This window comes from Burkholderia pseudomultivorans (assembly GCF_001718415.1).
GTDB lineage: Bacteria > Pseudomonadota > Gammaproteobacteria > Burkholderiales > Burkholderiaceae > Burkholderia > Burkholderia pseudomultivorans_A.
Genome location: NZ_CP013377.1, coordinates 2,710,052 through 2,731,195, shown reverse-complemented (window position 1 = coordinate 2,731,195; position 21,144 = coordinate 2,710,052). Strand labels below are relative to the sequence as shown.

At 66.2% G+C, this 21,144-nt stretch carries 15 protein-coding genes; 13 read left to right on the top strand and 2 right to left on the bottom strand.

Annotation, left to right across the window (positions count from 1 at the left end; genetic code table 11):
• Positions 1–15: 15 nt before the first annotated feature.
• A complete protein-coding gene (locus WS57_RS11765; RefSeq protein WP_009691387.1) occupies positions 16–888 on the bottom strand; it encodes a response regulator in 873 nt (290 codons plus the stop codon).
• 358 nt (positions 889–1,246) lie between these two features.
• Between WS57_RS11765 and WS57_RS11760 the strand changes: the two genes are divergently transcribed.
• From WS57_RS11760 to WS57_RS11710, 11 genes are all read left to right on the top strand, one after another.
• Entirely contained in the window at positions 1,247–1,837 is a 591-nt protein-coding gene (locus WS57_RS11760) for a tetratricopeptide repeat protein (RefSeq protein ID WP_009691388.1), read from the top strand.
• A gap of 122 nt (positions 1,838–1,959) precedes the next feature.
• Positions 1,960–2,787: a hypothetical protein gene (locus tag WS57_RS11755; protein WP_040130585.1), complete on the top strand. Its 828-nt coding sequence runs from the start codon at positions 1,960–1,962 to the stop codon at positions 2,785–2,787.
• A gap of 124 nt (positions 2,788–2,911) precedes the next feature.
• Positions 2,912–3,961: a hypothetical protein gene (locus tag WS57_RS11750; RefSeq protein WP_069244245.1), complete on the top strand. Its 1,050-nt coding sequence runs from the start codon at positions 2,912–2,914 to the stop codon at positions 3,959–3,961.
• Between the two features lie 272 nt (positions 3,962–4,233).
• Complete coding sequence (locus tag WS57_RS11745) at positions 4,234–7,245, top strand: ATP-binding protein (RefSeq protein ID WP_069244244.1); 3,012 nt, start codon at positions 4,234–4,236, stop codon at positions 7,243–7,245.
• 165 nt (positions 7,246–7,410) lie between these two features.
• Complete coding sequence (locus WS57_RS11740; RefSeq protein ID WP_059516354.1) at positions 7,411–7,608, top strand: hypothetical protein; 198 nt, start codon at positions 7,411–7,413, stop codon at positions 7,606–7,608.
• A 409-nt stretch (positions 7,609–8,017) separates the two neighbouring features.
• Positions 8,018–8,692 carry a response regulator gene (locus tag WS57_RS11735; RefSeq protein WP_040130583.1) on the top strand — a complete coding sequence of 225 codons (675 nt, stop codon included), beginning with the start codon at positions 8,018–8,020 and terminating at the stop codon, positions 8,690–8,692.
• A 143-nt stretch (positions 8,693–8,835) separates the two neighbouring features.
• The gene (locus WS57_RS11730) at positions 8,836–11,838 is read left to right on the top strand and encodes a hybrid sensor histidine kinase/response regulator (protein ID WP_069244243.1); all 3,003 of its coding nucleotides are present in this window, start codon (positions 8,836–8,838) and stop codon (positions 11,836–11,838) included.
• Between the two features lie 398 nt (positions 11,839–12,236).
• The gene (locus WS57_RS11725) at positions 12,237–13,157 is read left to right on the top strand and encodes a fimbrial protein (RefSeq protein ID WP_069244242.1); all 921 of its coding nucleotides are present in this window, start codon (positions 12,237–12,239) and stop codon (positions 13,155–13,157) included.
• Between the two features lie 196 nt (positions 13,158–13,353).
• Complete coding sequence (locus tag WS57_RS11720; protein ID WP_069244241.1) at positions 13,354–13,968, top strand: fimbrial protein; 615 nt, start codon at positions 13,354–13,356, stop codon at positions 13,966–13,968.
• A 54-nt stretch (positions 13,969–14,022) separates the two neighbouring features.
• Positions 14,023–14,733: a molecular chaperone gene (locus WS57_RS11715; protein WP_009688123.1), complete on the top strand. Its 711-nt coding sequence runs from the start codon at positions 14,023–14,025 to the stop codon at positions 14,731–14,733.
• 90 nt (positions 14,734–14,823) lie between these two features.
• The gene (locus WS57_RS11710; protein WP_069244240.1) at positions 14,824–17,373 is read left to right on the top strand and encodes a fimbria/pilus outer membrane usher protein; all 2,550 of its coding nucleotides are present in this window, start codon (positions 14,824–14,826) and stop codon (positions 17,371–17,373) included.
• A 58-nt stretch (positions 17,374–17,431) separates the two neighbouring features.
• On the opposite strand, the gene WS57_RS11705 is transcribed toward WS57_RS11710, so the two are convergent.
• Entirely contained in the window at positions 17,432–18,448 is a 1,017-nt protein-coding gene (locus WS57_RS11705) for a 1-aminocyclopropane-1-carboxylate deaminase (RefSeq protein ID WP_009688121.1), read from the bottom strand.
• Positions 18,449–18,639: 191 nt separating this feature from the next.
• Between WS57_RS11705 and WS57_RS11700 the strand changes: the two genes are divergently transcribed.
• Positions 18,640–19,140 carry an Lrp/AsnC family transcriptional regulator gene (locus WS57_RS11700; protein ID WP_009688120.1) on the top strand — a complete coding sequence of 167 codons (501 nt, stop codon included), beginning with the start codon at positions 18,640–18,642 and terminating at the stop codon, positions 19,138–19,140.
• Positions 19,141–19,364: 224 nt separating this feature from the next.
• The gene (gene poxB, locus WS57_RS11695; RefSeq protein ID WP_009688119.1) at positions 19,365–21,086 is read left to right on the top strand and encodes a ubiquinone-dependent pyruvate dehydrogenase; all 1,722 of its coding nucleotides are present in this window, start codon (positions 19,365–19,367) and stop codon (positions 21,084–21,086) included.
• The last annotated feature ends 58 nt before the right edge of the window (positions 21,087–21,144 follow it).

The window sequence follows — 21,144 nt, the reverse complement described above, 5'->3', positions numbered from 1 at the left end:
GTTGTTGTTCCGGCCTCAGCCGATTGCCGCCGCGGCCGGCACCGCGATCTTCAGCTCGCGTGCGACTTCGGCGAACAGGATCGGCAGCCGCACCGGCTTTTCCTCGCAGCGCGCGTTGTAGTGCGACACGATGTGCGCGATCTCGTCCTCGCTCGCCTCGCCGGTCGAAATCTTGCCGGTCAGCAGGAAGATCGGCGCGCCGCTGTTCTCGCTCGAACGGATCCCGCGCACGAGCTCGGCGGCGGTCTGGTCGCCGAGCATCCAGTCGAGGATGTAGCCGTCGAAATCCTCGACTTCCAGCGCCTTGCGGAACGTCTCGCCGTCATGGTACGGAATCGCGTTCACGCCTTTCTCGATGAAGTATTCGCATACCGTCTCGGCCACGTCCGGCGAATCGTCGACCACGGCGATCCGCGCCGCGTACACGTTTGGCTGGCTCGAACGCAGCTCGACGACGTCGACCGGATAGGTGCGCCCCTCGTGCGCGTGCTGCCGTTCGGTGACGATCCATTCGCCCTGCCACTGCAGCGCGACGAAGTCCGTCTCGATCTGGCTGCTGGCCTTCGTCGAGATCGCGGCCCGGCAGCGGAAGCGCCGCGACTCGATCACGAAGGTCGCGTCGATCATCTCGGCGGCGGCCGGCTGCGCGCCCTTGTCGTCGAGCAGGATCGCGGGCGGCACGCCGAAATGCGTCGCGATGTCCTGCAGCTGCGACAGGTTCCACGGGATCAGGCCTTTCATCTTGCGCGTGACGACCGAGAAACTCAGCCCGAGCACGTTCGCGATCGTCGTGTTGTGACTGCGCGGCGGGATGCCGTTCCGGTTCAGAAGGTCGCGCACCTTGGTGGCGGTGATGAGGTCTGCGTTGGCCTGCTCGCTATTGGGCATCTCGATCGGGTCTCCAGGGGTTTTGGCGAGGAAGAGCATATTCAAAAGTGACGCGCTACGCAAACTTTGAAAAGCGAATCACCTTGACATGTCATTTTTCTCCATTATTATTGCTCACCACGTCACTATTGTTTGTCGCGTCATGTTTGGAGATCGAAGCCGGGGAGAGCCGGCACAGCGAAACGCGGCAGCAACACTGTGACAGAACGATTCGAAGAGAGAACCTGAGAGAGCCTTGGAATGCGCGTCGGCATCGGCGGATCGAATTCGCCGCGCCGCGCGCAAGCCGGGTGCGAGCTCACGGGGGTGTGGACAGCTCGAAGAATTGCGGCGCCAATAAAACTAGAGGAAAGCACCAATGTATCGCCGTTTACTCGCACCGGGGCTGCTGTTGCTGCTGGCCGCGTGCGCGCAGGATCCGTCCGTCACCGGCAACACGGTGCGGATCTGTGACGACACAGGTTGTTCCGATCGACCCAAAGATCAGGTCTCCTACCAAAAAAGGGACGACTCGGAAGACCGCGAAGATCCGCGCATCGCCGCACTCAAGCAGGCTGCGAAAACCCAGCCGAAGGCCGCCTACGATCTCGGCCTGCGCTATTTCCGTGGCGACGGCGTTCGTCAGGATAGCTATCAAGCGCTGAAGTGGATGCGCGAGGCCGCCGAACGCGGCGACCTGAATGCGCAGAAGGCGCTCGGCAGTTTCTACCTGTTCGGTCTCGAGGAAATGGGCTCCGATCCGCGCGAAGCGGACAAGTGGCTGTCGATCGCGGCAGCCCGCGGCGACAAGGAGTCGAAGAAGCTGCTCGAGCTCGCGCGCAACGAAAAGAAGGCCGACGAAGACGACTGGAAGTGGCGCACGCAGTGGCGCGACGTCTATTACGGCTACTGGTATTCAGGCTATCCGTATTACGGCGCCTGGCACCAGACTTACTGGTACGGCTACTGACCGGACCGGAAGCAACGGGGGCCGCTGCGGGGAGACCACCATCGCGCGCCATGCCCGGGGGGCTTATCGACGTTCGCATGAACCCATAAGCCGAACAACGACTCTTTCGATCGATAACGACAATGAAGACCACTCTTTCCCGACGTCTTACCCAGGCTGCGCTGGCCGCAGCCGTTTCCGCAACGCTGGCCGGCTGCGGCGGCATGGTGTCGCCCGGCGGCCAGAGCCTCGGCGTGACCGGCGCGGCCGGCGGCGGCGCGAGCGCCGGCGCCGATTCGGGGCTGCAGCGCTGCGCGTCGCCGCTCGGCACGATCGCCGTCGATGACGGCCGCAATGCCGACTGGTGGGGCCCGTTCGGCAGTGCGACCAAGGTGACGAGCATCGATCCGCTGCTGCGCCTGGCCGTCCAGCAGTCGAACTGCTTCGTGATCACGTCGATCGGCAACCAGAAGACCGACTCGCGCCTGTCGCGGATCACGCAGATGCAGCGCAACTCGGGCGAATACCGCGCGGGCTCGAAGCAGCAGAAGGGCCAGCGCGTCGCGGCCGACTACTACATGGAACCGCAGATCGTGGTCAATGATTCGCCGATCGGCGGCATCGGCAGCATGATCGGCGGGCTGATCGGCAACAGCGCGGTCGCGGCGGTGGCCGGCCACCTGCAGACGAAGGCGTCGGTCGTCACGCTGACGCTGTTCGACGTGCGCTCGGCGGTGCAGATCGCCGCGGCCGAAGGCAGCTCGACGGCGACCAACTACGGCGCGGCGCTCGGCGGTCTCGGCGGCGGTGTGGGCGGCGGCCTCGCGGGCTTCTCGACGACGCCGGAAGGCAAGGCGACCGTCGTCGCGTTCATCGACGCATGGAACAAGATGGTCGTCGCACTGCGCAACTACAAGGCGCAGGACGTCAAGGGCGGCCTCGGCCGCGGCGGCCAGCTGCAGGTCAACTGACATACGCCGGCCGGCGGCGCGGCCGCCGGTCGTGCCGATTTCCGATCCACCACGGTCCGTGCGCGCGGCTTCGTCCGCGCGCACCGGCTTCGTTCGTCCGGTTCGTTTCGAGGAGGGAATTCCGATGAAAGCCGTTGCATTGATCGCGCTGACCTGTCTGGCACTGACCGCCTGCGGCGGCGACGACAGCCCGTCTCCGGCCGCATCCGCCGGCAACGGATCGGGCACGGGCAGCACCGGCGGAAGCGGCGGCACCGGTAGCGAGGGCAGCGGCGGGAGCGGAGGAACCGGTGGGACGGGCGGGACCGGAGGTACCGGCGGCACGGGCAGCACGGGCGGCAGCACGCTGACGCTGCGCTACGAGGCGCAGCCGCTTGCGTCGGATGCGGCGAGCTTCCTGACGCTCCTCAATGCCGAAGGCGCGAAGGGCTACCGCTACCTGGGAGACGGCGCATACTCGCCGCCCAACGGCGAAGTGCGTTCGATCTTCGTGAACGACGGCACCGCACCGACCTACACGTACCAGCTCCAGTCCAACCCGGCCGACATGACGAGCTTCGTCAACCAGGCCAATGCGCAGGGCGCGAACGGCTACCGCTACGAAGGGCCGTACTCGTACGGCTATCTGTATCGGAAGGACGGCGGGTCGCCGGCCACGTATTCGTACGTGACGACGGCGCTGCCGGGCGATCCGGCCGCGTTCCTCGCGCAGGCGAACGGCCAGGGCCAGTCGGGCTACTGGTTCTTCGGCCCGATGATGGTGGGGGCGGTGCAGGCGAACGTGTACATGAAGAACAATGGGTCGGGCGCAACCTATACCTACGATACGCTGGCGCCGCAGACGACGCTCGACGGCTTCATCGCGCAAGCCAACAGCGAGGGCGCGAAAGGCTATCGCGCGAAGGGCGAGATGCTGTTCGGCACCACGATCTCGTCGGTCTACGTGAAGGACCAGACGCAGTCGCCGACCTTCACGTATCAGTCGGCCGCGCTCCAGGGGACGGCCGCGGACTTCATCCAGCAGGCGAACGGCCAGGGCGCGACCGGCAACGCATACTTCGGCGATCTGGCGTTCGGCACGGTCGCGCCGTTCGTGATGGCGTCGGTCTACTTCAACGCGAGCCACTGCACGGGCTTCCTCTGCACGACGCTGAATCCGCTCACGCAGAACTGAGCGCGCACGTCTGCGCGGCGTGCCGTCGATTGGGACGCTGTCCTGTCGGCGGCCGGCAGGACAGTGCAATTTCACGCGCAAAATCTCGTTCAAGTTCAAAACAATAGCCAGAGCATATTGGACATGTACTAAATCGTTCGCATTGAACTGATTTTCGCAGGACCGTTTGGCATGATCGAACCGTTTCCATCTTTGTACGGTTTCGTTCATGCGATGCCTCGGCCCCCGGATCGGCTTGCCATCCGGGGGCCGATGCGTCGTCGTCCTGCGCCATGCCTCACAGCCCGCTTCAATCGATCCGGCGTTACCAGAGCATCTCGATGTTCGGCGGCGGAATCGTCGTGACGGTCCTCATCCTGATTGCCTGCGCACTCGGGATGGCGTCGATCGTCTACGGCTATCTCGACGGCGAGCGGCGCAACTACCTGGCCGGCCTCGTGCAGACGCTGAACGAAATCAAGGTCAGCGAGACGTCGTTCCGCAACGGCGTATCCAATGCGCAGCTGATCTGGCGGGACATCGACCACGCGCCGGACAGCATCGTCGATACGTTCTACGACAACGATCAGCAGGTCACGATCAGCCCGTATCCGTCGGTCGTGTTCGGTGTGCCGGGGCAGACCGCCGACCGGCGCGAGATCGCGCGCTACCTGTCGCTGTCGGTGCTGCTGGCGCGTATCTGCGCGGCCAGCGCGATCAATCGCGGCTATGCGCTGGTCGGCTATCACTACAGCACGCATGCGGGCGTGTTTGCGCTGGTGCCGAACGCCCGCACCGACGACGCGGCGCTGCTGACGCCGGAAGGGCGCGCCCGCGCGATGGACGCATTGCGCGTCGACTTCGAGGATCAGCCGTCGACCGGCGGGCACGGTCGTCCGCACGTGCGCTGGCTGCCGCCGTTCGTCGATCCACTGTCCGGCGAGTTGCGGATCCGGCTCGCCGCGCAGGCGCAGATCGACGGCGAGCCGTTCGCGGTGCTCGTCACCGAATACGCGCCGGACTACCTGCTGTCGTGGCTGCCCGCGCATCCGGCCGACGGCACGTTCTTCGTGACGACGTCCGACAACCGGCTCGTCGCCGCCGGCCCGGGCATTGCACAGGACGACGCGCGGATCACGCGGCTGCTGCGTCTCGACGCCTCGCGCGATCTGGCGAGCACGGACGAGCCGGTGTTTCGCGGCGGCCACGTGCTGTTTCGCGGCAAGCTCGACAATACCGGCTGGACGCTCGCCTATGCGCTGTCGTGGGGTGACGTGATCGCGAACGTCGCGCTGCGCGCGGGCCTGCTGCTCGGCGCGTCGCTGCTGACGATCGCGATCATGTGGACGCTGCTCGTGCGTTTCCACCATCGCATGCTCGCACCCGTCTATGCGCGTTCGCAGCGCGTGTTCGACAGCGAGTCGCTGTGCCGTAGCGTGATCGAGATGGCGCCGATCGGTCTCGGGCTGATCTCGCGCGCCGACGGTCATTTCATGCTCGTCAGTCCGGTGCTGGCCGAGCGGATCGCGCAGCTGGGCAGCGACTATCGCGCGCTGTCCGGACAGATCGTCGAGCAATACCGCACGCGCGCGTCGAGCGGGCCGCTGCAGGTCGATCTCGTGCTGCCGGACGCCGCCGCCGACGCCGCGCCGCTGCACCTCGAAGTGATCGCATGCGGCGCGCGCTACCAGGAGCGCGACGTGCTGATCGTCGCGGTCGTCGACGTGACCGCGAAGCGGCAACTGGTCCGGCAACTCGAGGAAGCCGTGCGCGCGGCCGATTCCGCGAATGCGGCGAAGTCGTCGTTCCTGGCCGCGATGAGCCACGAGATCCGTACGCCGCTCAACGTGATTCTCGGCAATCTCGAACTGCTCGACCGTCATGCGCTCGACCTGTCGCAGCGCAGCCGCGTGCGCACGCTGCGCACCGCGGCGGCGGGGCTGCTGGAGCTCGTCAGCGGGATCCTCGATTTCTCGAAGATCGAGGCCGGCGCGATGTCGGTGGAATCGATCGAGTTCGACGTGATGGGCGTGATCGCGCGCGAGCTCGGCGCGTTCGCGCCGGTCGCGAAGGCGAAAGGGCTGTCGTTGTTCTGCGAGATTGCCGCGAGCCGCACGCAGCGGATGCGCGGCGACCCGACGCGGCTCGCGCAGGTGTTCGGCAACCTGCTGAGCAACGCGATCAAGTTCACCGAGCAGGGTCATGTGACTGCGCGCGTGCTGGTCGTGCGCGGCGAATGCGGCGCGGCCGAGCTCGCGATCGCGGTCGAGGATACCGGCATCGGCATCGGCGGTGCGGATCTCCACAAGCTCTTCAAGGCGTTTTCGCAAGTCGATGCGACGATCACGCGCCGGTACGGCGGCACGGGCCTCGGGCTGGCGCTGTGCGACCGGCTCGTCACGGCGATGGGCGGGCGGATCTCGGTGACGAGCGCACCGGGCGCGGGCAGTTGCTTCACGGTGCGCGTGCCGCTCGGGCTCGGCATCGAGCCGTTCGGCGCGCGCGTCGCGCGCGACGCCGGTACGCTGCTGCTCGTCGCGCCGCAGCCGGAGTGGCGGCAGTTCGCGCTGCCGCACCTGTCCGCATGGGGTTTCGACGTGGACGTCTACGAATGTCCGTGGCAGATCCCGGCCGCGCGCCATGCGCATGCGGCCGCCATCGTGCTGTTCGGCGACGCCGATGCATGGTCGCGCGACGCGCTCGACCGGCTGGGCGGCGGCGCGCCGCTCGTGCTGGCGACGCCCGACGGTCCGCTGGAGCCGGTACGCGCCGGCCGCACGATCCGCGTGTCCAGCTACGCGCTTCACGGCCTGCACGTCGCACTCGGACAAACGCTGGCCGATACGCCGGCGCCGCTTGCCGGGCCGCGCGAAGTCGCGGCACCGGCTGCCGCCGTCGCGAGTTCCGCCGCGCTGCGCGTGCTGCTGGCCGACGACGCCTCGGTCAACGGCACGATCCTGCGCGAACAGCTCGACGTACTCGGCTGTACGGTCCGCGTTGCCGGGCTGGGCCGCACGGCGCTCGACCTGCTCGATGCGGACGAATGGGATCTGCTGCTGATCGGCACCGATCTTCCCGACATGAAGGCGGTCGTGCTCGCGCAGACCGCTCGTCTGCGGCACGTGTCGTGCGACGTCGTGATCGTGACGTCGCATCTGATGCCTGACGACGCGCGCGGCTATGCGGCTGCCGGCGTGGAATGCGTGCTGACCAAGCCCGTGACGCTCGCGCGTTTGCGCGGTGTGCTGACGAGCGTGGCGCATCGCAGCGGCAGGCACGTCGGCGGCGCCGCCATGCAGACGTAGCCGCCAAAACAACAACAGGATCGCGCGCGGCTGTCGCATGGCGGTGTCGCGCGACACGCAGCGATGCGGCCCGGCGCCGTAACCGGGTGTCCGAGGTATCGAAGGCAGGCCTGCGCCGCAACGCGCGTGCGGCGTGGATTATTTTGGGTGAAGAGGGGAAAGACAGTGCGTCACATGGAGAAGGTCTTCGCGCTGCTGCTCGATTTCGCCACGCTTCCTGAAAAGTCCCGACGAGACTTTCTGGCGAGGATCAACGAATTCTTGATCATGTCGCCATTGCAGAAGCGGCAGGCGATCGACGAGTGGAAGCTGGTCGCGGAGCACAGGCGAGACGAGCGCCGCGAGGATCCGGGCGGGCATTGATCGTGCGGAAGCGAACGCGCTGACAGGCGCGCGCAGGCAGTAGCGCGGGTTGGATGCGCGGCGGCGTCGATTGGCTCGCAGGCGGGCCGACCGCGTGTCGGAAGCGCAGTCGCGCGTGACGCGATGCGTCGCAAATGCATGTCGCGGCGCAAATCGACGTGCGTTGCGGCGATCCGCGGCATGTCGCATCAGCAACAGGGCCGATGGCCGGGGCCCGGACCGCGCGCGCGTGTCGCGCGCGCAAACGAGTTCACCGATGTTATTGTCTTAAAATTACATCGTGCTTGCCTGACCGATGCATCGGATTGGCGGGCTTGGCCTGTGACAGGACGAGCGAGCGCCGGAGGCTGCATTGCACGTCGCGGCGCCGAGCGGGCGCATAATCGAAAGGTCGGGGAGAACAAGGACCATGGATGAATTCTTTGTGCGGGTGATGGTGGCGGACGACCATCCATCGTCCGCGATCGGCATGTCGAAGGCGCTCGCGGAGAGCAGCACGATCCGGCTTGTCGGCACCGTATCCAACTCGACGGATCTCGTCGCGGCGCTGGAAGAGCATCCGAGCGACGTGCTGGTGCTCGACTTCGTGATGCCGGGCGGGAAGTTCGGCGACGGGCTCGTGCTGCTGTCGTTCCTGCAGCGCCGTTATCCCGCGCTGCGCATCGTGACGATCACGATGATCGACAATCCGAGCGTGCTGCATGCGATCCGCCGGCAGGGCGTCGGCTGCATCCTGAGCAAGTCGGACGCGATCTCCCATCTGGTCGGCGCCGTGCACGCCGCATTCGTCGGCGCCGACTATCAGTCGCCGCACATCAAGCAGCTGCTCGAAAGCACCGGCTCGCCGGCGATCGAGCGTCCGCTGACGACTCGGGAAATCGAGGTGGTTCGCCTGTACAGCGCCGGCCTGACCGTCGGCGAGATCGCCACGCAGCTGCATCGCAGCAAGCAGACGATCAGCTCGCAGAAGGCGAGCGCGATGAAGAAACTCGGCATCGTGCGCGACGCCGACCTGATCCGTTACGCGGACGAGGGCCGGCTGCCGGTCGACCCGTCCGCGGACATGCCGGACGACGGCGCGTAACGCATGCGCCGCGCGCTCGCCCCGCTTCGACGAAGGCGCGCGCCTGCCCGCATGCCGGGCCGCCCGGCGGCGGCGCGCGACAGCGTCCCGCGCAACGTGCGCGCCGCGCGACGGGACGCCGAGCGTCCAGGACAATCGATCGTATGCCGACCAAACTGAAGCTGCTTGCCGCGCACGACGGCGCCGCGAGCGGGAAGCGATTCGAGCCGGCCCGCGTCCGTCGGCAGCAGCGCTCGCTGCTGTATGGCGGCGGCGTGGCGGTGACCGTCTTCATCGTGGCCTGCGCGACGCTGGTCGCGTTGCTCGACGTGTACGACTTCCTCGCACGGTCGCGCTCGGCGTTTCTCGGGCGCGAGGCCGAACTGCATGCCGAACTGCAGATTGCGAACGTACTGCTGACGCATCACGTGGACAGCATGGAGATGTTCGCGAGCGCCGGCGCGCGCCCCACGCCCGATCAGTTGCGCCAGTTCACCGACACGAACGGCCGGATGATCGTTCGCAGCCGCACCGGCCAGCCGTCGGTCGCGGCGTTGGCCGACATCACGCCCGATCATCCCGCCGGCAGCTATGCGGCGTGCCTTGCCTTGTTGACCGGGCAGGCGGACGTGATGGTGGTGCCGATGCCGCACACGGCCAACGCCGGATTGAGCGCATATCTGGCCTGCGCGAACCAGGACTTCATCGGCATCGTCGGCCTCACGCCGGTGGGCCGCGCGTTCGACCGGCTGCCGGCCATCGACGTGCACGCGCTGCTGCGCGACGTGCGTCCGCGCCGCGGCGAAGGCGTGGCGCTGCGCTCCGTCGATGGGCGCGACGACGCGACGCTGACGACGCGCAGCGATCCGCTGCTCGGGCGTTCGGTGCTGCGGCTGACGCGCCCGGTGCTCGATGCGGCGGGGCAACCGGTCGCGTGGCTCGTGATCAATACGCGGGCGCGAGTCGGCGAGCTGATGACGCCGGACCATGTCGACGAGACGCACGCGCTGATCGATCGTCACGGCACGGTCGCGATCGGGCAGCCGGCCGATGCGGCGCTGGTCGAGCGCGCACTCGCGTTCGCCGGCGATCCGCAGGGTGGACGTGCAGGCCTGCACCGGATCGGCACGCGCTTCGTGATCAGCGATCGCTTGCCCGAATCCGATCTCGTGCTGATGACGACGTTTTCGTGGCGAAGCATCGCCACCGCGCTGGCGCCGTCGCTCGGCGCCACCGCCGGCACCGCGCTGTTCGCGCTCGCTGCGTTGTGGCTGACCATCTGGGCGTTCGACCTCCGCGCGCTGCGTCCGGCGTATCGTCGCGCGATCCGGCTGATCGAAAGCGAGTCGCTGAACCGCATGCTGATCCATACGGCGCCGGCGGGCCTCGCGCTCGTGTCGCTGGCCGACGGCGACGTGATCGTGCGCAACGACACGATGGCCCGCTACGACGAGCAGGCGGCCGGCACGCCGCTCGGCAAGCGTCTGTGGCACGCGTATCGCGACGGTCGCGACCGCCGCGACGGCGGCGGCAGCGCGCGCGTCGTCAGGTGCGAACTGGCGATCGATCCCGACCGGCCGGATAGCGCATATGTGGCGGCGAACATCATGCGAACCCGATACCGTGGCGTCGACGCGCTGCTGTGCACGCTGCTCGACATCACCGCGCGCCGGCAGACGGAGCAGAAGCTGCAGGAAGCGCGCGCGGCGGCCGAATACGCGAACAAGGCCAAGTCGACCTTTCTCGCGACGATGAGTCATGAAATCCGCACGCCGCTCAACGCGATCATCGGCAATCTCGAACTGATGGGGCGCGCGCCGCTCGCGCCGACGGAGCGGCGGCGGCTGGAGACGGTCGCGTCGTCGTCGGACGCGCTGCTGCGCATCATCAACGACGTGCTGGACCTGTCGAAGGCCGAGTCGAACCAGATGACGATCGAGCGCATCCCGTTCGACGTCGGCGACATGCTGCGCGATGTCGTTGCGTTCTATCGTCCGCTCGCGGACGCGAAGGGCCTGACGCTCGCGAGCCGGATCGCGCCGGCGCTGTCCGACGGCCATGTCGGCGACCCGGTGCGGTTGCGCCAGATCGTGTCGAACCTGATCGACAACGCGATCAAGTTCACCGAGCGCGGCAGCGTGACGATCGACGCGCAACTGTCGTCGCCGGACGCGGGGCCGCGCTGCGTCGAGATTCGCGTGACCGATACGGGGATCGGGATCCCGGCCGACAACCTGCCGACCCTGTTCGACGTCTACCTCCAGGCCGACACGTCGATCTACCGCCGCTTCGGCGGCACCGGCCTCGGGCTGCCGCTGTGCCGCCGCCTCGCGCGTCTGATGCACGGCGAGCTGACGGTCGACAGCACGGCGGGCGAAGGCACGACGGTGCTGGTCGCGTTGCCGCTGCCGGAGGCGCCGCGCGGCTGGCGCGGCGCGGAGCCGGCTCGCGACGCGTTCGCGGTCGACGCGACGCCGCATGCCGATGCGCGGCCGATGCGCGTCCTGGTGGCGGAGGATCACCCGGCGAGCCGCGCGCTGCTGCGCGACCAGCTCGAATTGCTTCAGCACGACGCGACGATCGTGACGAACGGCATCGAAGCGATGCGCGCGTTCTTCGGCGCGCCGTTCGACGTCGTGCTGACCGATCTCGGCATGCCGGAACTCGACGGCTACGCGCTCGCCAATTTCCTGCGCGAGCAGCATACGCGCGTGCCGGTCATTGCGATGACCGCCTACGCGACCGAGGAAGACTATCGACGCTGCGAGCAGGTTGGCGTTGCGGAAGTCGTGCTCAAGCCGCTGGCGATTGCGGTGCTCGACGCCGTCCTGAGGCGGCATGCCGGCGCGGGCGAGCATGCACCGGCCGGGCGCGAACCGGCGCGGCGCGACGAGCCGCCGGCGATGTCGGACGAGATTCGCGAAACGCTGCGTACGGCCACGCTGCAATCGATGGCGTCGATCGACGCTGCGCTTGCGCGTCGCGACCTGGCGACGATCGGCGTCGAGCTGCATTCGATGCGTGGCGGTTTTGCGTTGGCGGGCGACACCGCCGCGAGCGACGCGTGCGCGGCGATGGAGCGCGCGGTCGGGGCGCAGGCGCCCGACGCGAACTGGCAGGCGTTCCGGCACGCGATCGGGCAGGCGCTGGCGCGTCTCGAGCGTTGACGGGCGGCGTGGGCCGGGACGGCGGAGTGTCGCGACAGGTGTGCGATCTGAAGTGGCGCTCATCGACTGATATCTGCACGATCGCGTGGAATTTCCGGTCCGGACGGATTGCCCACGCATCGATTTAGTACTTGTACTAGTAGATATTTACGTAGATTAAAACTCGTCCTGTATTCGCGCACGAGGCGGAACGCGTACGCTATATCCCTCGATGCCGCGCATCCGTGTTGGGGCGAAACTGCCATACGAGCGGCTTTCGCATCGCCACTACCGGTCACATGTCGCGCGGCCCAGTCCCGTCTGTATCCCCGGATTCCACGAATGCTTTCGTTTCGGCCACGGCGCGTGCGCCGCGGTGGCACCGATCCGAGGCCCTGCATTCATTCGTTTACTCGCTCATGAAAGCCAAAGACTTGTCCACCCGACTTCTGCTTGTCGCTGCAACGATGCTCGGCTTCGCCGGGTCTAGCACCGCAGCCAACATATATGCGTTCGGCGGCAGGGACCTCGCCGTTCCGTCAGCCGTGCCGTCCGGTGCCACGCTGTCCCGTTATACGTTCTCGCCGGCCGAGGTGTGCGGTCAGAGCCAATGCGAAATCTCGCTCGTCTTTCTCTATAACAAGGGCAGTATCTGGGAAAGCAACGTCGCCGGGCCGGACATGGAAACCAATGTTCCGGGCGTATCCGTTCGTTTGTTCTTCGACGGAAAGCCAGTCACTTCCAACTTCACCGGCACTTTTTCACGCATCGCCGAACTTCAGCTGTTTCGCAACGGCGGCCCGATCGCGAGCGGGGCGTTCTCGAGCGGCTCGTTCGATTCGTACTACATCATCAGCTACAAGACCGGAATGATTTCTTCGCGCGACTCGTCGATCCGACTGTCGGGCAAGGTTACCGCAATCGACGGGACGTGCGAGGTGCCGGATCAGAACGTGAAACTGCCGCCCGTCAGCTCGGGGCAGTTGCACGGTATCGGCGCGACCGCAGCCGACACGCCGTTCAATCTCTCGGTGACCGGATGTCCGCGCGGCTTCAATCGTGTCGGCTACACGATTCTTCCGGCGGGCGGCTCCGTGCCGGACGGTTCCGGCACGCTGCCTTTGCTGCCCGAATCGACCGCGACCGGCGCGTCGATTCGAGTGGTCGATGCGTCCGGTACGCCGCCGAAGTTCGGCGCATCGCTCCCCGTGACCGCATATAGCAAGGACACCGGCGGGTCGTATCAGATTCCGATGCGTGCTTCGTACGTGCAGACCGCCGGCAAGGTGACAGGCGGCTCGGTCCATGCCGCGATCGTGGTCCTGCTCGACTATCAATAGGGCGCACGCTTTGCCGGCGCGCCCGGTTCGATGCGACGAGTCGCATCGGAAATTCAGTTTAGAACAAGTCCGATATCTATACGCGTCCTTATCGAATATGTCCTATTTATTGGGGTAGGTATCCGCCAATAAAATGAAATTAACTCTTGATGATTGTTTAAAAGAGTTAAATTTTGCAATTGAAATGGAGTAAATCGTGACTTTCGATATCAAAAAAATAACCGCGGCTGCAGTGGCTGCCGTTGCCACGAGCAGCGTGATGGCGGCAGACGGCACCATCAATTTTTCGGGAGAAATCGTCACGGCGTCGTGCTCGATCTCGAGCGGCGCGGGTGCGAACGTGACGGGCGGCAAGGGCGCGCAGAACGTCGAAGTGAAGCTGGGCAAGGTCAGCTCTGACGCAATCGGCTCGGTCGCCGACGGCCAGATCGCGGCCGGTACCAACATCAACTTGAATCTCGATTGCGGCAACACGGCCGACAAGCTGACGACGGTGAAGGTCCGCTTCGACCCGAACGGCGGCTCGGGCGTCGATCCGAAGAACGTCTATCTGCTGAAGACGACCGGCACGGCGGAAGGCGTCGGCATCGGCATCTACGACATCGACAACAAGCTGCTGAACCTCGCCGCGAACGAAACCTTCGACGCGCCGCTCGTCAAGACGACAACACCGGGTGCTGCCGAAGGCGATCCGGAAGTCGTCAACTATTCGGCCAAGCTGGCGCTGCGCGCGGCCTACGTGAAGAACGGCGACCCGGTCAAGGCCGGCGTCGCGAACGGCACGCTGCCCTTCACGCTCACCTACGAGTAAGTCAACCTGCTGGAGGCGATCTCCCGGTCCCTCCAGCGTCAATTCGGATCCGAGATGAAACAACGATTCATTGTCAGCGTGTTGCTGGCCTGTGCGCTGTCGATTCTCCCTGGCTTGTCGAGTGCAGGCGTCACGCTGGAAAGCACGCGCGTGGTATTCCCGCCAGGGGGAAAGGAAGCATCGATCCTGGTCAAGAATCGCGCATCCGAGGACGTCATGATCCAGTCGTGGGTCGAGTCCGGAAGCGACCCCAAGGCGGCGGTCCCGTTTGCGATTACGCCGTCGCTGAGCCGGCTGGGGCCCGCCAAGCAGCAGGTGCTGCGCATTTTCTATCAGGGGCGCGGCCTGCCGTCCGACAAGGAGTCGGTGTTCTGGCTGAACGTGCAGGAGATTCCGCAGAAGGCCAAGTCCGACAACACGCTGCAGATCGCCGTGCGTCAGCGGGTCAAGGTCTTTTACCGGCCGTCCGGTTTGCCTGGCAATGCGGACGAGGCCGCGAGCCATCTCTCATGGCGCGTCGTCGAGGCCGACGGCAAGCCATTCCTGGAGGTCAGGAACGACTCGCGTTTCAACGTCTCGTTCGGCGCGGTCAAGCTGGTCAGCGGCCAGAGCGCGCAGCGCGTGCCGGTCGAAATGGCGGTGCCCGGCGGCACGCAGCGCGTCGAGATCACCGGCAAGCACGCGACGCCCGCCCGCGTCGAATACGAGACGGTCAACGACTACGGCGCGATCGTGTCGCACTCCCGCGACGTCTCCCCATCTTGAGCGCCAGACCGCCCGCAGCAATCCACATGTTTCTGTAGAGGAGGGATTTTCTTTCCTGTTCAGGGGCAGCATACCTGATGAGGAGTCCAGATGGAAAACATCAAGAAGACCAAGAAGCGGAACAAGCCGACAGTATCCGGCCGTTCTCCCGCCTGCTTTCTGGTCCTGCTGGGCATGGCGCTTCCGGGCAGCGCGCCGGCGTCGGTCGTTCAATTCAACGAGATCCTGCTCAAGCGCGACGATGCGCCGGTCGAAATGTCGTACTTCGAAAGCGGCAATGGCGTCGTACCGGGCACGTACGAACTCGACCTCTATCTGAATCAGTCGCTCGTCAAGCGGGCGTCGGTGCGGTTTGCCGACGACGGCGACGACAAGATCGTCAAGCCGTTGCTGACGGTCGGCGTGTTGAAGCAGATCGGCATCGATATCGCGAAGCTCGAAGCGGACGGCCTGGTGCCGCCGGGAAGTCCCGACGACGCGGTGGTCGGCTTCTTCGGCGGCGACAGCGGCGCGTCGGTGGATTTCGACATCCATGCGCTGTCGCTGCATCTCGCGATGCCGCAGAAGTACATGGCGCGGCAACCGCGCGGCCATGTCGACGAGTCCCTTTGGGATGACGGCATAACCGCACTGTTCTCCGACTATCAGGCGAGTTACAGCCGGAACACGGGCGGCGGATACAACAGCGACTACTACTACCTTGGATTGCACAACGGTTTCAACGTCGGCCGCTGGCGCTTGCGCAACGATGCGTCGTTGACGCGCAGCGGCAACCTGACGCGATTCTCGAGCAACCGGACGTACGCGGAGCGCGATCTGCGCGCGATCAAAGGGAGAATGGCGGCCGGCGAGCTGTATACGTCCGGACAGATCTTCGACAGCTTCCGGTTTCTCGGCGCACAGCTTGCGTCGGATACGGGGATGCTGCCCGATAACGAGAACGGCTTCGCGCCGGTCGTGCGCGGCATCGCGGAGAGTCATGCGACCGTCGAGGTGCGCCAGAACGGGTATCTCATTTACTCGACGCCCGTGTCGCCGGGCGCATTCGAAATCGCCGACATCTATCCGAGCGGTTCGAACGGCGACCTCGAGGTGCGGATCATCGAAGCCGACGGCCGCGTGCGCACCTTCACGCAGGCGTATTCGTACGTGCCGGTGATGGTGCGTCGCGGCGGCCTGCGCTACCACTTCGCGACCGGGAAATTCCGCAACACCGGCAAGCCGTCGCCGACCTTTGCGATGGCGACGCTCGTGTATGGCGTGACCGACAACGTCACCGGGTTCGGCGGGCTGCTGGTTTCGCAGCGCTATACCGCGCTGAACCTCGGCGCGGGCTTCAATTCGCCGTTCGGCGGCCTGTCGCTCGACGTTACGCACAGTCAGTCCGATGCAGGCAACCGAACGCAGCGCGGGCAAAGTGCGCGCTTGCTGTATTCGAAGACGCTGGCTGCGACCGACACGACGTTGACGATGGTCGGCTATCGCTACTCGACCGAGGGCTTTCGCACCTTTGCGCAGCATGCCGACGATCTGGGCCTCGTGCAGCCGTATGGCTATCAGCGCCAGAAAAGCCGGTTCGACGTCAACGTCAACCAGTCGATCCGGCGCGGCTCGCTGTTCGTGTCGCTGGGGGAAACCAGCTATTGGGGCGAGTCGGGGCGCAGTCGTCGCTATCAGCTCGGGTATAGCGGCAACCTGTCCGCCGCCAGCTACAGCGTCGCGCTGTCGCATACGCGCGAGAGCGGCGCGTGGCGTCGATCGGATACGCAGGTGACCGTGTCGGCGAGCATTCCGCTCGGCGGCGGGGGGCGCTCGCTGCGCGCGTATACCAACGTGGTGTCGTCGCTCGACGGCAGCGCGAACGTGCAGAGCGGCGTCTCGGGTTTCGTCGACCGGAACGGCACGCTCGGCTTTTCGGCGCAGGCCGGCTACGAGAAGCACGGCGGCGCGTCCGGCGGCCTCGGCATGAGCTGGGATGCGCGCATGGGCAAGCTGGGCGCGAACTACAACCAGAGCCGCTACGGCGGACACTTCGACGCGAGCGCCGCCGGGTCGATGGTGATTCATCGGGGTGGTGTGACGTTCGGCCAGCCGGTCGGCGAAACCTTCGCGGTGATGCGCGTGTCGGGCGTCAAGGGTGCGCAGCTCGATGCGTCGTCGTCGATTTCGACGGACGGTCGCGGCTATGCGGTGGTGCCTTATATGCAGCCGTATCGCTATAACTGGCTGAACCTCGCGGCGGCGTCGCTCGGCACGGATACCGAAGTGTCCGACAGTACCAAGGTGCTCGTGCCGACGCGCGGCGCGGTGGTCGCGGCCGACTTCGAAGCGGAGGTCGGCCGTCGCGTGCAGTTCGTGCTGCAGACGAAGGGCGACGCGACCGTGCCGATCGGCGCGATGGCATATGACGACACGGGCCGCACGCTCGGCGTGGTCGACAACCAGTCGCGCCTGATGGTGTTCGGCGCGCAGGATCACGGCGACTTCGAGGTGCGCTGGCGCGACAACGGATGCCGCGTCCGCTATACGTTGCCGCAGGCCGATCCGTCGTTGAGCTATGACGTCGTCGACGCCGAGTGCATCCCCGATCCGGCCGGTGCACCGGTTGCCGCGCTCGACACGCAGAACGCGGATTCGTGAACGACCGGCCCCGGTATCGTCGCGCGATCGGCGGGACGTCGCCGCCCCGTGCCGCGCATCAGCCTTCGCCGAACATCCCGCTGTACGCGCTCAACGCCGGCGCGCCGCCAAGATGCGCGTACAGCACTTTCGAGCCCGGCTCGAATTCGCCGCGCCGCACCTTGTCGATCATCCCGTGCATCGACTTCCCTTCGTAGACGGGATCGGTCAGCACGCCTTCGAGCCGCGCGCACAGACGAATCGCGTCGAGCGTGCCGTCGTTCGGCAGCCCGTACTCGGGGCCGGCGTAGCGCTTGTCGAGGACCACGTCCGCATCGGTGATCTCGCGTCCGAGTTCGACGAGGGCGGCCGTATGGCGTGCGATGCGCGTGATCTGCTCGCGCGTGCGTTCGGGCGTCGCCGACGCGTCGATGCCGATCACGCGGTCGGCGCGTCCGTCGGCCGCGAAGCCGACGACCATCCCCGCCTGAGTGCTGCCCGTCACCGAGCACACGACGATGTAGTCGAACCGGAAGCCGAGCTGCGCTTCCTGCGCGCGCACTTCCTCGGCAAATCCGACGAAGCCGAGCCCGCCGAGCGGATGCTCCGAGCAGCCGGCCGGAATCGGATACGGCTTGCCGCCCGCCCGCTTCACGCTTTCGAGTGCTTCCTCCCAGCTGCGGCGAATGCCGATGTCGAAGCCGTCCGGCACGAGCCGCACGTCGGCGCCCATCATGCGCGATAGCTGGATGTTGCCGACCCGGTCGTAGACCGGATCGTCGTAGTTCACCCAATGCTCCTGCACCAGCACGCACTTCATGCCGAGATGCGCGGCGACGGCTGCGACCTGCCGCGTCTGGTTCGACTGGACGCCGCCGATCGACACGAGCGTGTCCGCGCGCTGTTCGAGCGCATCGGGAATCAGGTACTCGAGCTTGCGCGTCTTGTTGCCGCCGAACGCGAGCCCGCTGTTGCAGTCCTCCCGTTTCGCGTAGAGCTCGACCGTGCCGCCGAGGTGATCGCTCAGGCGCTTGAGCGGCTGGATCGGCGTCGGGCCGAACGTCAGCGGATAACGGGGGAAACGTTGCAGGTTCATCGGCGGGCTCCGGGGACGTTGGGGGGAAAGGCGGGATCGTTCGCGCACGGCCGGCGGCCGCGCATCCCGTCAGAAGATGATAGGAACATCGATGCGAAATGAGCTTGCGAAATAAATCGCGTCGGCCTACGTTGTCGAAGACCGGACCATTGACCAAGCAATTTCAGTTCGTCAAAACGGAGCGAGACGCAATGAAATTAGAAAGGAAAGCGGTTTCCCCCGGCGACGCCGCGCCGGCACTCGATCGCATCGACCGCGCGATTCTTCGGCAGTTGCAGCGGGATGCGTCGATCTCGAACGTGAGCCTCGCCGCGAAGGTGAAGCTGAGTGCGCCCGCATGCCTGCGGCGTGTCGAGCGGCTGAAGGAAATGGGGCTGATCCGCGGCATCGTCGCGCTGCTGGACCCGAAGCCGCTCGGCGCCGGCATGCTGGTCGTGATCGGCTTCGTGCTCGATCGCTCGACGCCCGAAGCGTTCGCCGCATTCGAGACGGCGGCGCAGAAAGTCTCGGGATGCGTCGAATGCCATGTCGTGACCGGCGAATTCGACTACTTCATGCTGGTGCGCACGCGCGACAACGAGAGTTTCAATCGGCTGCATGCCGAGCAACTGCTGTATCTGCCGGGCGTGCGGCAGGTGAGGTCGTTCATGGTGCTCAAGGAAATTCTTTCGACGCATGCGTTGCCGGTCTAGCGCGGCCGCGCTTGCCTGTTTCGTTTGCCTGTCGGCCATCTGACGAACCGATGACGGCCGCGGCGGATGCGCGGGCTGCGAAACAATGCACGCAAATGCGCGTTCAGGACGCCGATTCCCGCGTTTGTCTATCATGCGCAGAGGTGCCGCGCCGGCACGCGGGACGAACCGGCGCGCACGCACACCGGCATGTCGCGACAACCCAACCTGCGAGCGAGGGCATCATGGCAAGACAGACGATGGCGGAATATCTGGCGAAGACGCTGGCGGCAGCGGGCGTCGAGCGTATCTGGGGCGTGACCGGCGACAGCCTGAACGGCCTGTCGTTCAGCCTGAGCCAGATCGGCTCGATCCGGTGGATGCATACGCGTCACGAGGAGAGCGCGGCGTTCGCGGCCGGCGCGGATGCCGCATCGACCGGGCGGCTCGCGGTGTGCGCGGGCAGTTGCGGCCCCGGCAACCTGCACCTGATCAACGGGCTGTACGACTGCCACCGCAATCATCAGCCGGTGCTCGCGATCGCCGCGCACATCCCGTCGACCGAGATCGGCCTCGGCTATTTCCAGGAAACCCATCCGCAGGAACTGTTCCGCGAATGCAGTCACTTTGCGGAACTGGTGACCAATGCGTCGCAGTTCCCGCGGCTGCTCGCGCGCGCGATGCGCACCGCGATCGACGAACGCGGCGTCGCCGTGATCGTGCTGCCGGGCGACATCGCGCTCGGCGACGGTCCCGACGAAGCGCCGCGCTGGCACGACGCGGCGCCGCCGTCGATCGTGCCGGCCGACGCCGATCTCGACCGGCTCGCGGCGCTGCTGAACGCGTCCGACGCGGTCACGCTGCTGTGCGGCAGCGGCACGCAGGGGGCGCACGATGAGGTCGTCGCGCTGGCCGACACGCTCGGTGCGCCGGTCGTGCATGCGTTGCGCGGCAAGCAGTTCGTCGAATGGGACAATCCGTTCGACGTCGGGATGACGGGGCTGATCGGTTTCAGCTCCGGCTATCACGCGATGGAATCGTGCGACACGCTGCTGATGCTCGGCACGGATTTTCCGTACCGGCCGTTCTATCCGTCGAATGCGAAGATCGCGCAGATCGACTGGAAGGGGTCGCAACTCGGCCATCGCGCGCCGCTTGCGCTCGGTCTGGTCGGCACCGTGAAGGAGACGATCGCGGCGCTGCTGCCGCGCCTGACGCGCAAGACGCAACGGCGCTTCCTCGAAAACGCGCTGAAGCATTATGCGACCGCGCGCAAGGGGCTCGACGATCTCGCGGTGGCCGAGCCGCCGGGCCGCGCGATCCATCCGCAATACCTGACGAAGATCGTCGATGAAGTCGCGGCCGACGACGCGATCTTCACGGCGGATGTCGGTACGCCGACGCTGTGGGCCGCGCGCTATCTGACGATGAACGGCAAGCGTCAGCTGCACGGCTCGTTCAATCACGGCTCGATGGCGAACGCGATGCCGCAGGCGCTCGGCGCGCAGGGCGCGCATCCGGGGCGGCAGGTCGTGTCGCTGTCCGGCGACGGCGGGCTGTCGATGCTGCTCGGCGACCTGCTGAGTGCGCGCCAGCTCAACCTGCCGATCAAGATCGTCGTCTACAACAACAGTCTGCTCGGCTTCGTGTCGATGGAGCTGAAGGCGGCCGGCTATCTGGATACGAACGTCGACCTGAGCCCGACGGATTTTGCGGCGATTGCGAAAGGCGCGGGTATCTTCAGCGTACGCGTCGAGCATTCGGAGAACATCGAGCACGCACTGCGCACGGCGTTCGCGCACGACGGGCCGGCGCTCGTCGACGTCGTCACGTCGAAGTACGAGCTGGCGATGCCGCCGAAGATCGAACTCGCGCATGCGAAGGGATTCAGCCTGTTCATGCTGCGCGCGATCCTGAGCGGACGCGGCGACGAGATCGTCGAGCTGGCGAAGACCAATTTGAGGTGAAGTGCGCCGCGCCGTGAAATCGGCGGATATCGTTCGCCGACGGGGCCATGTGGCGCCG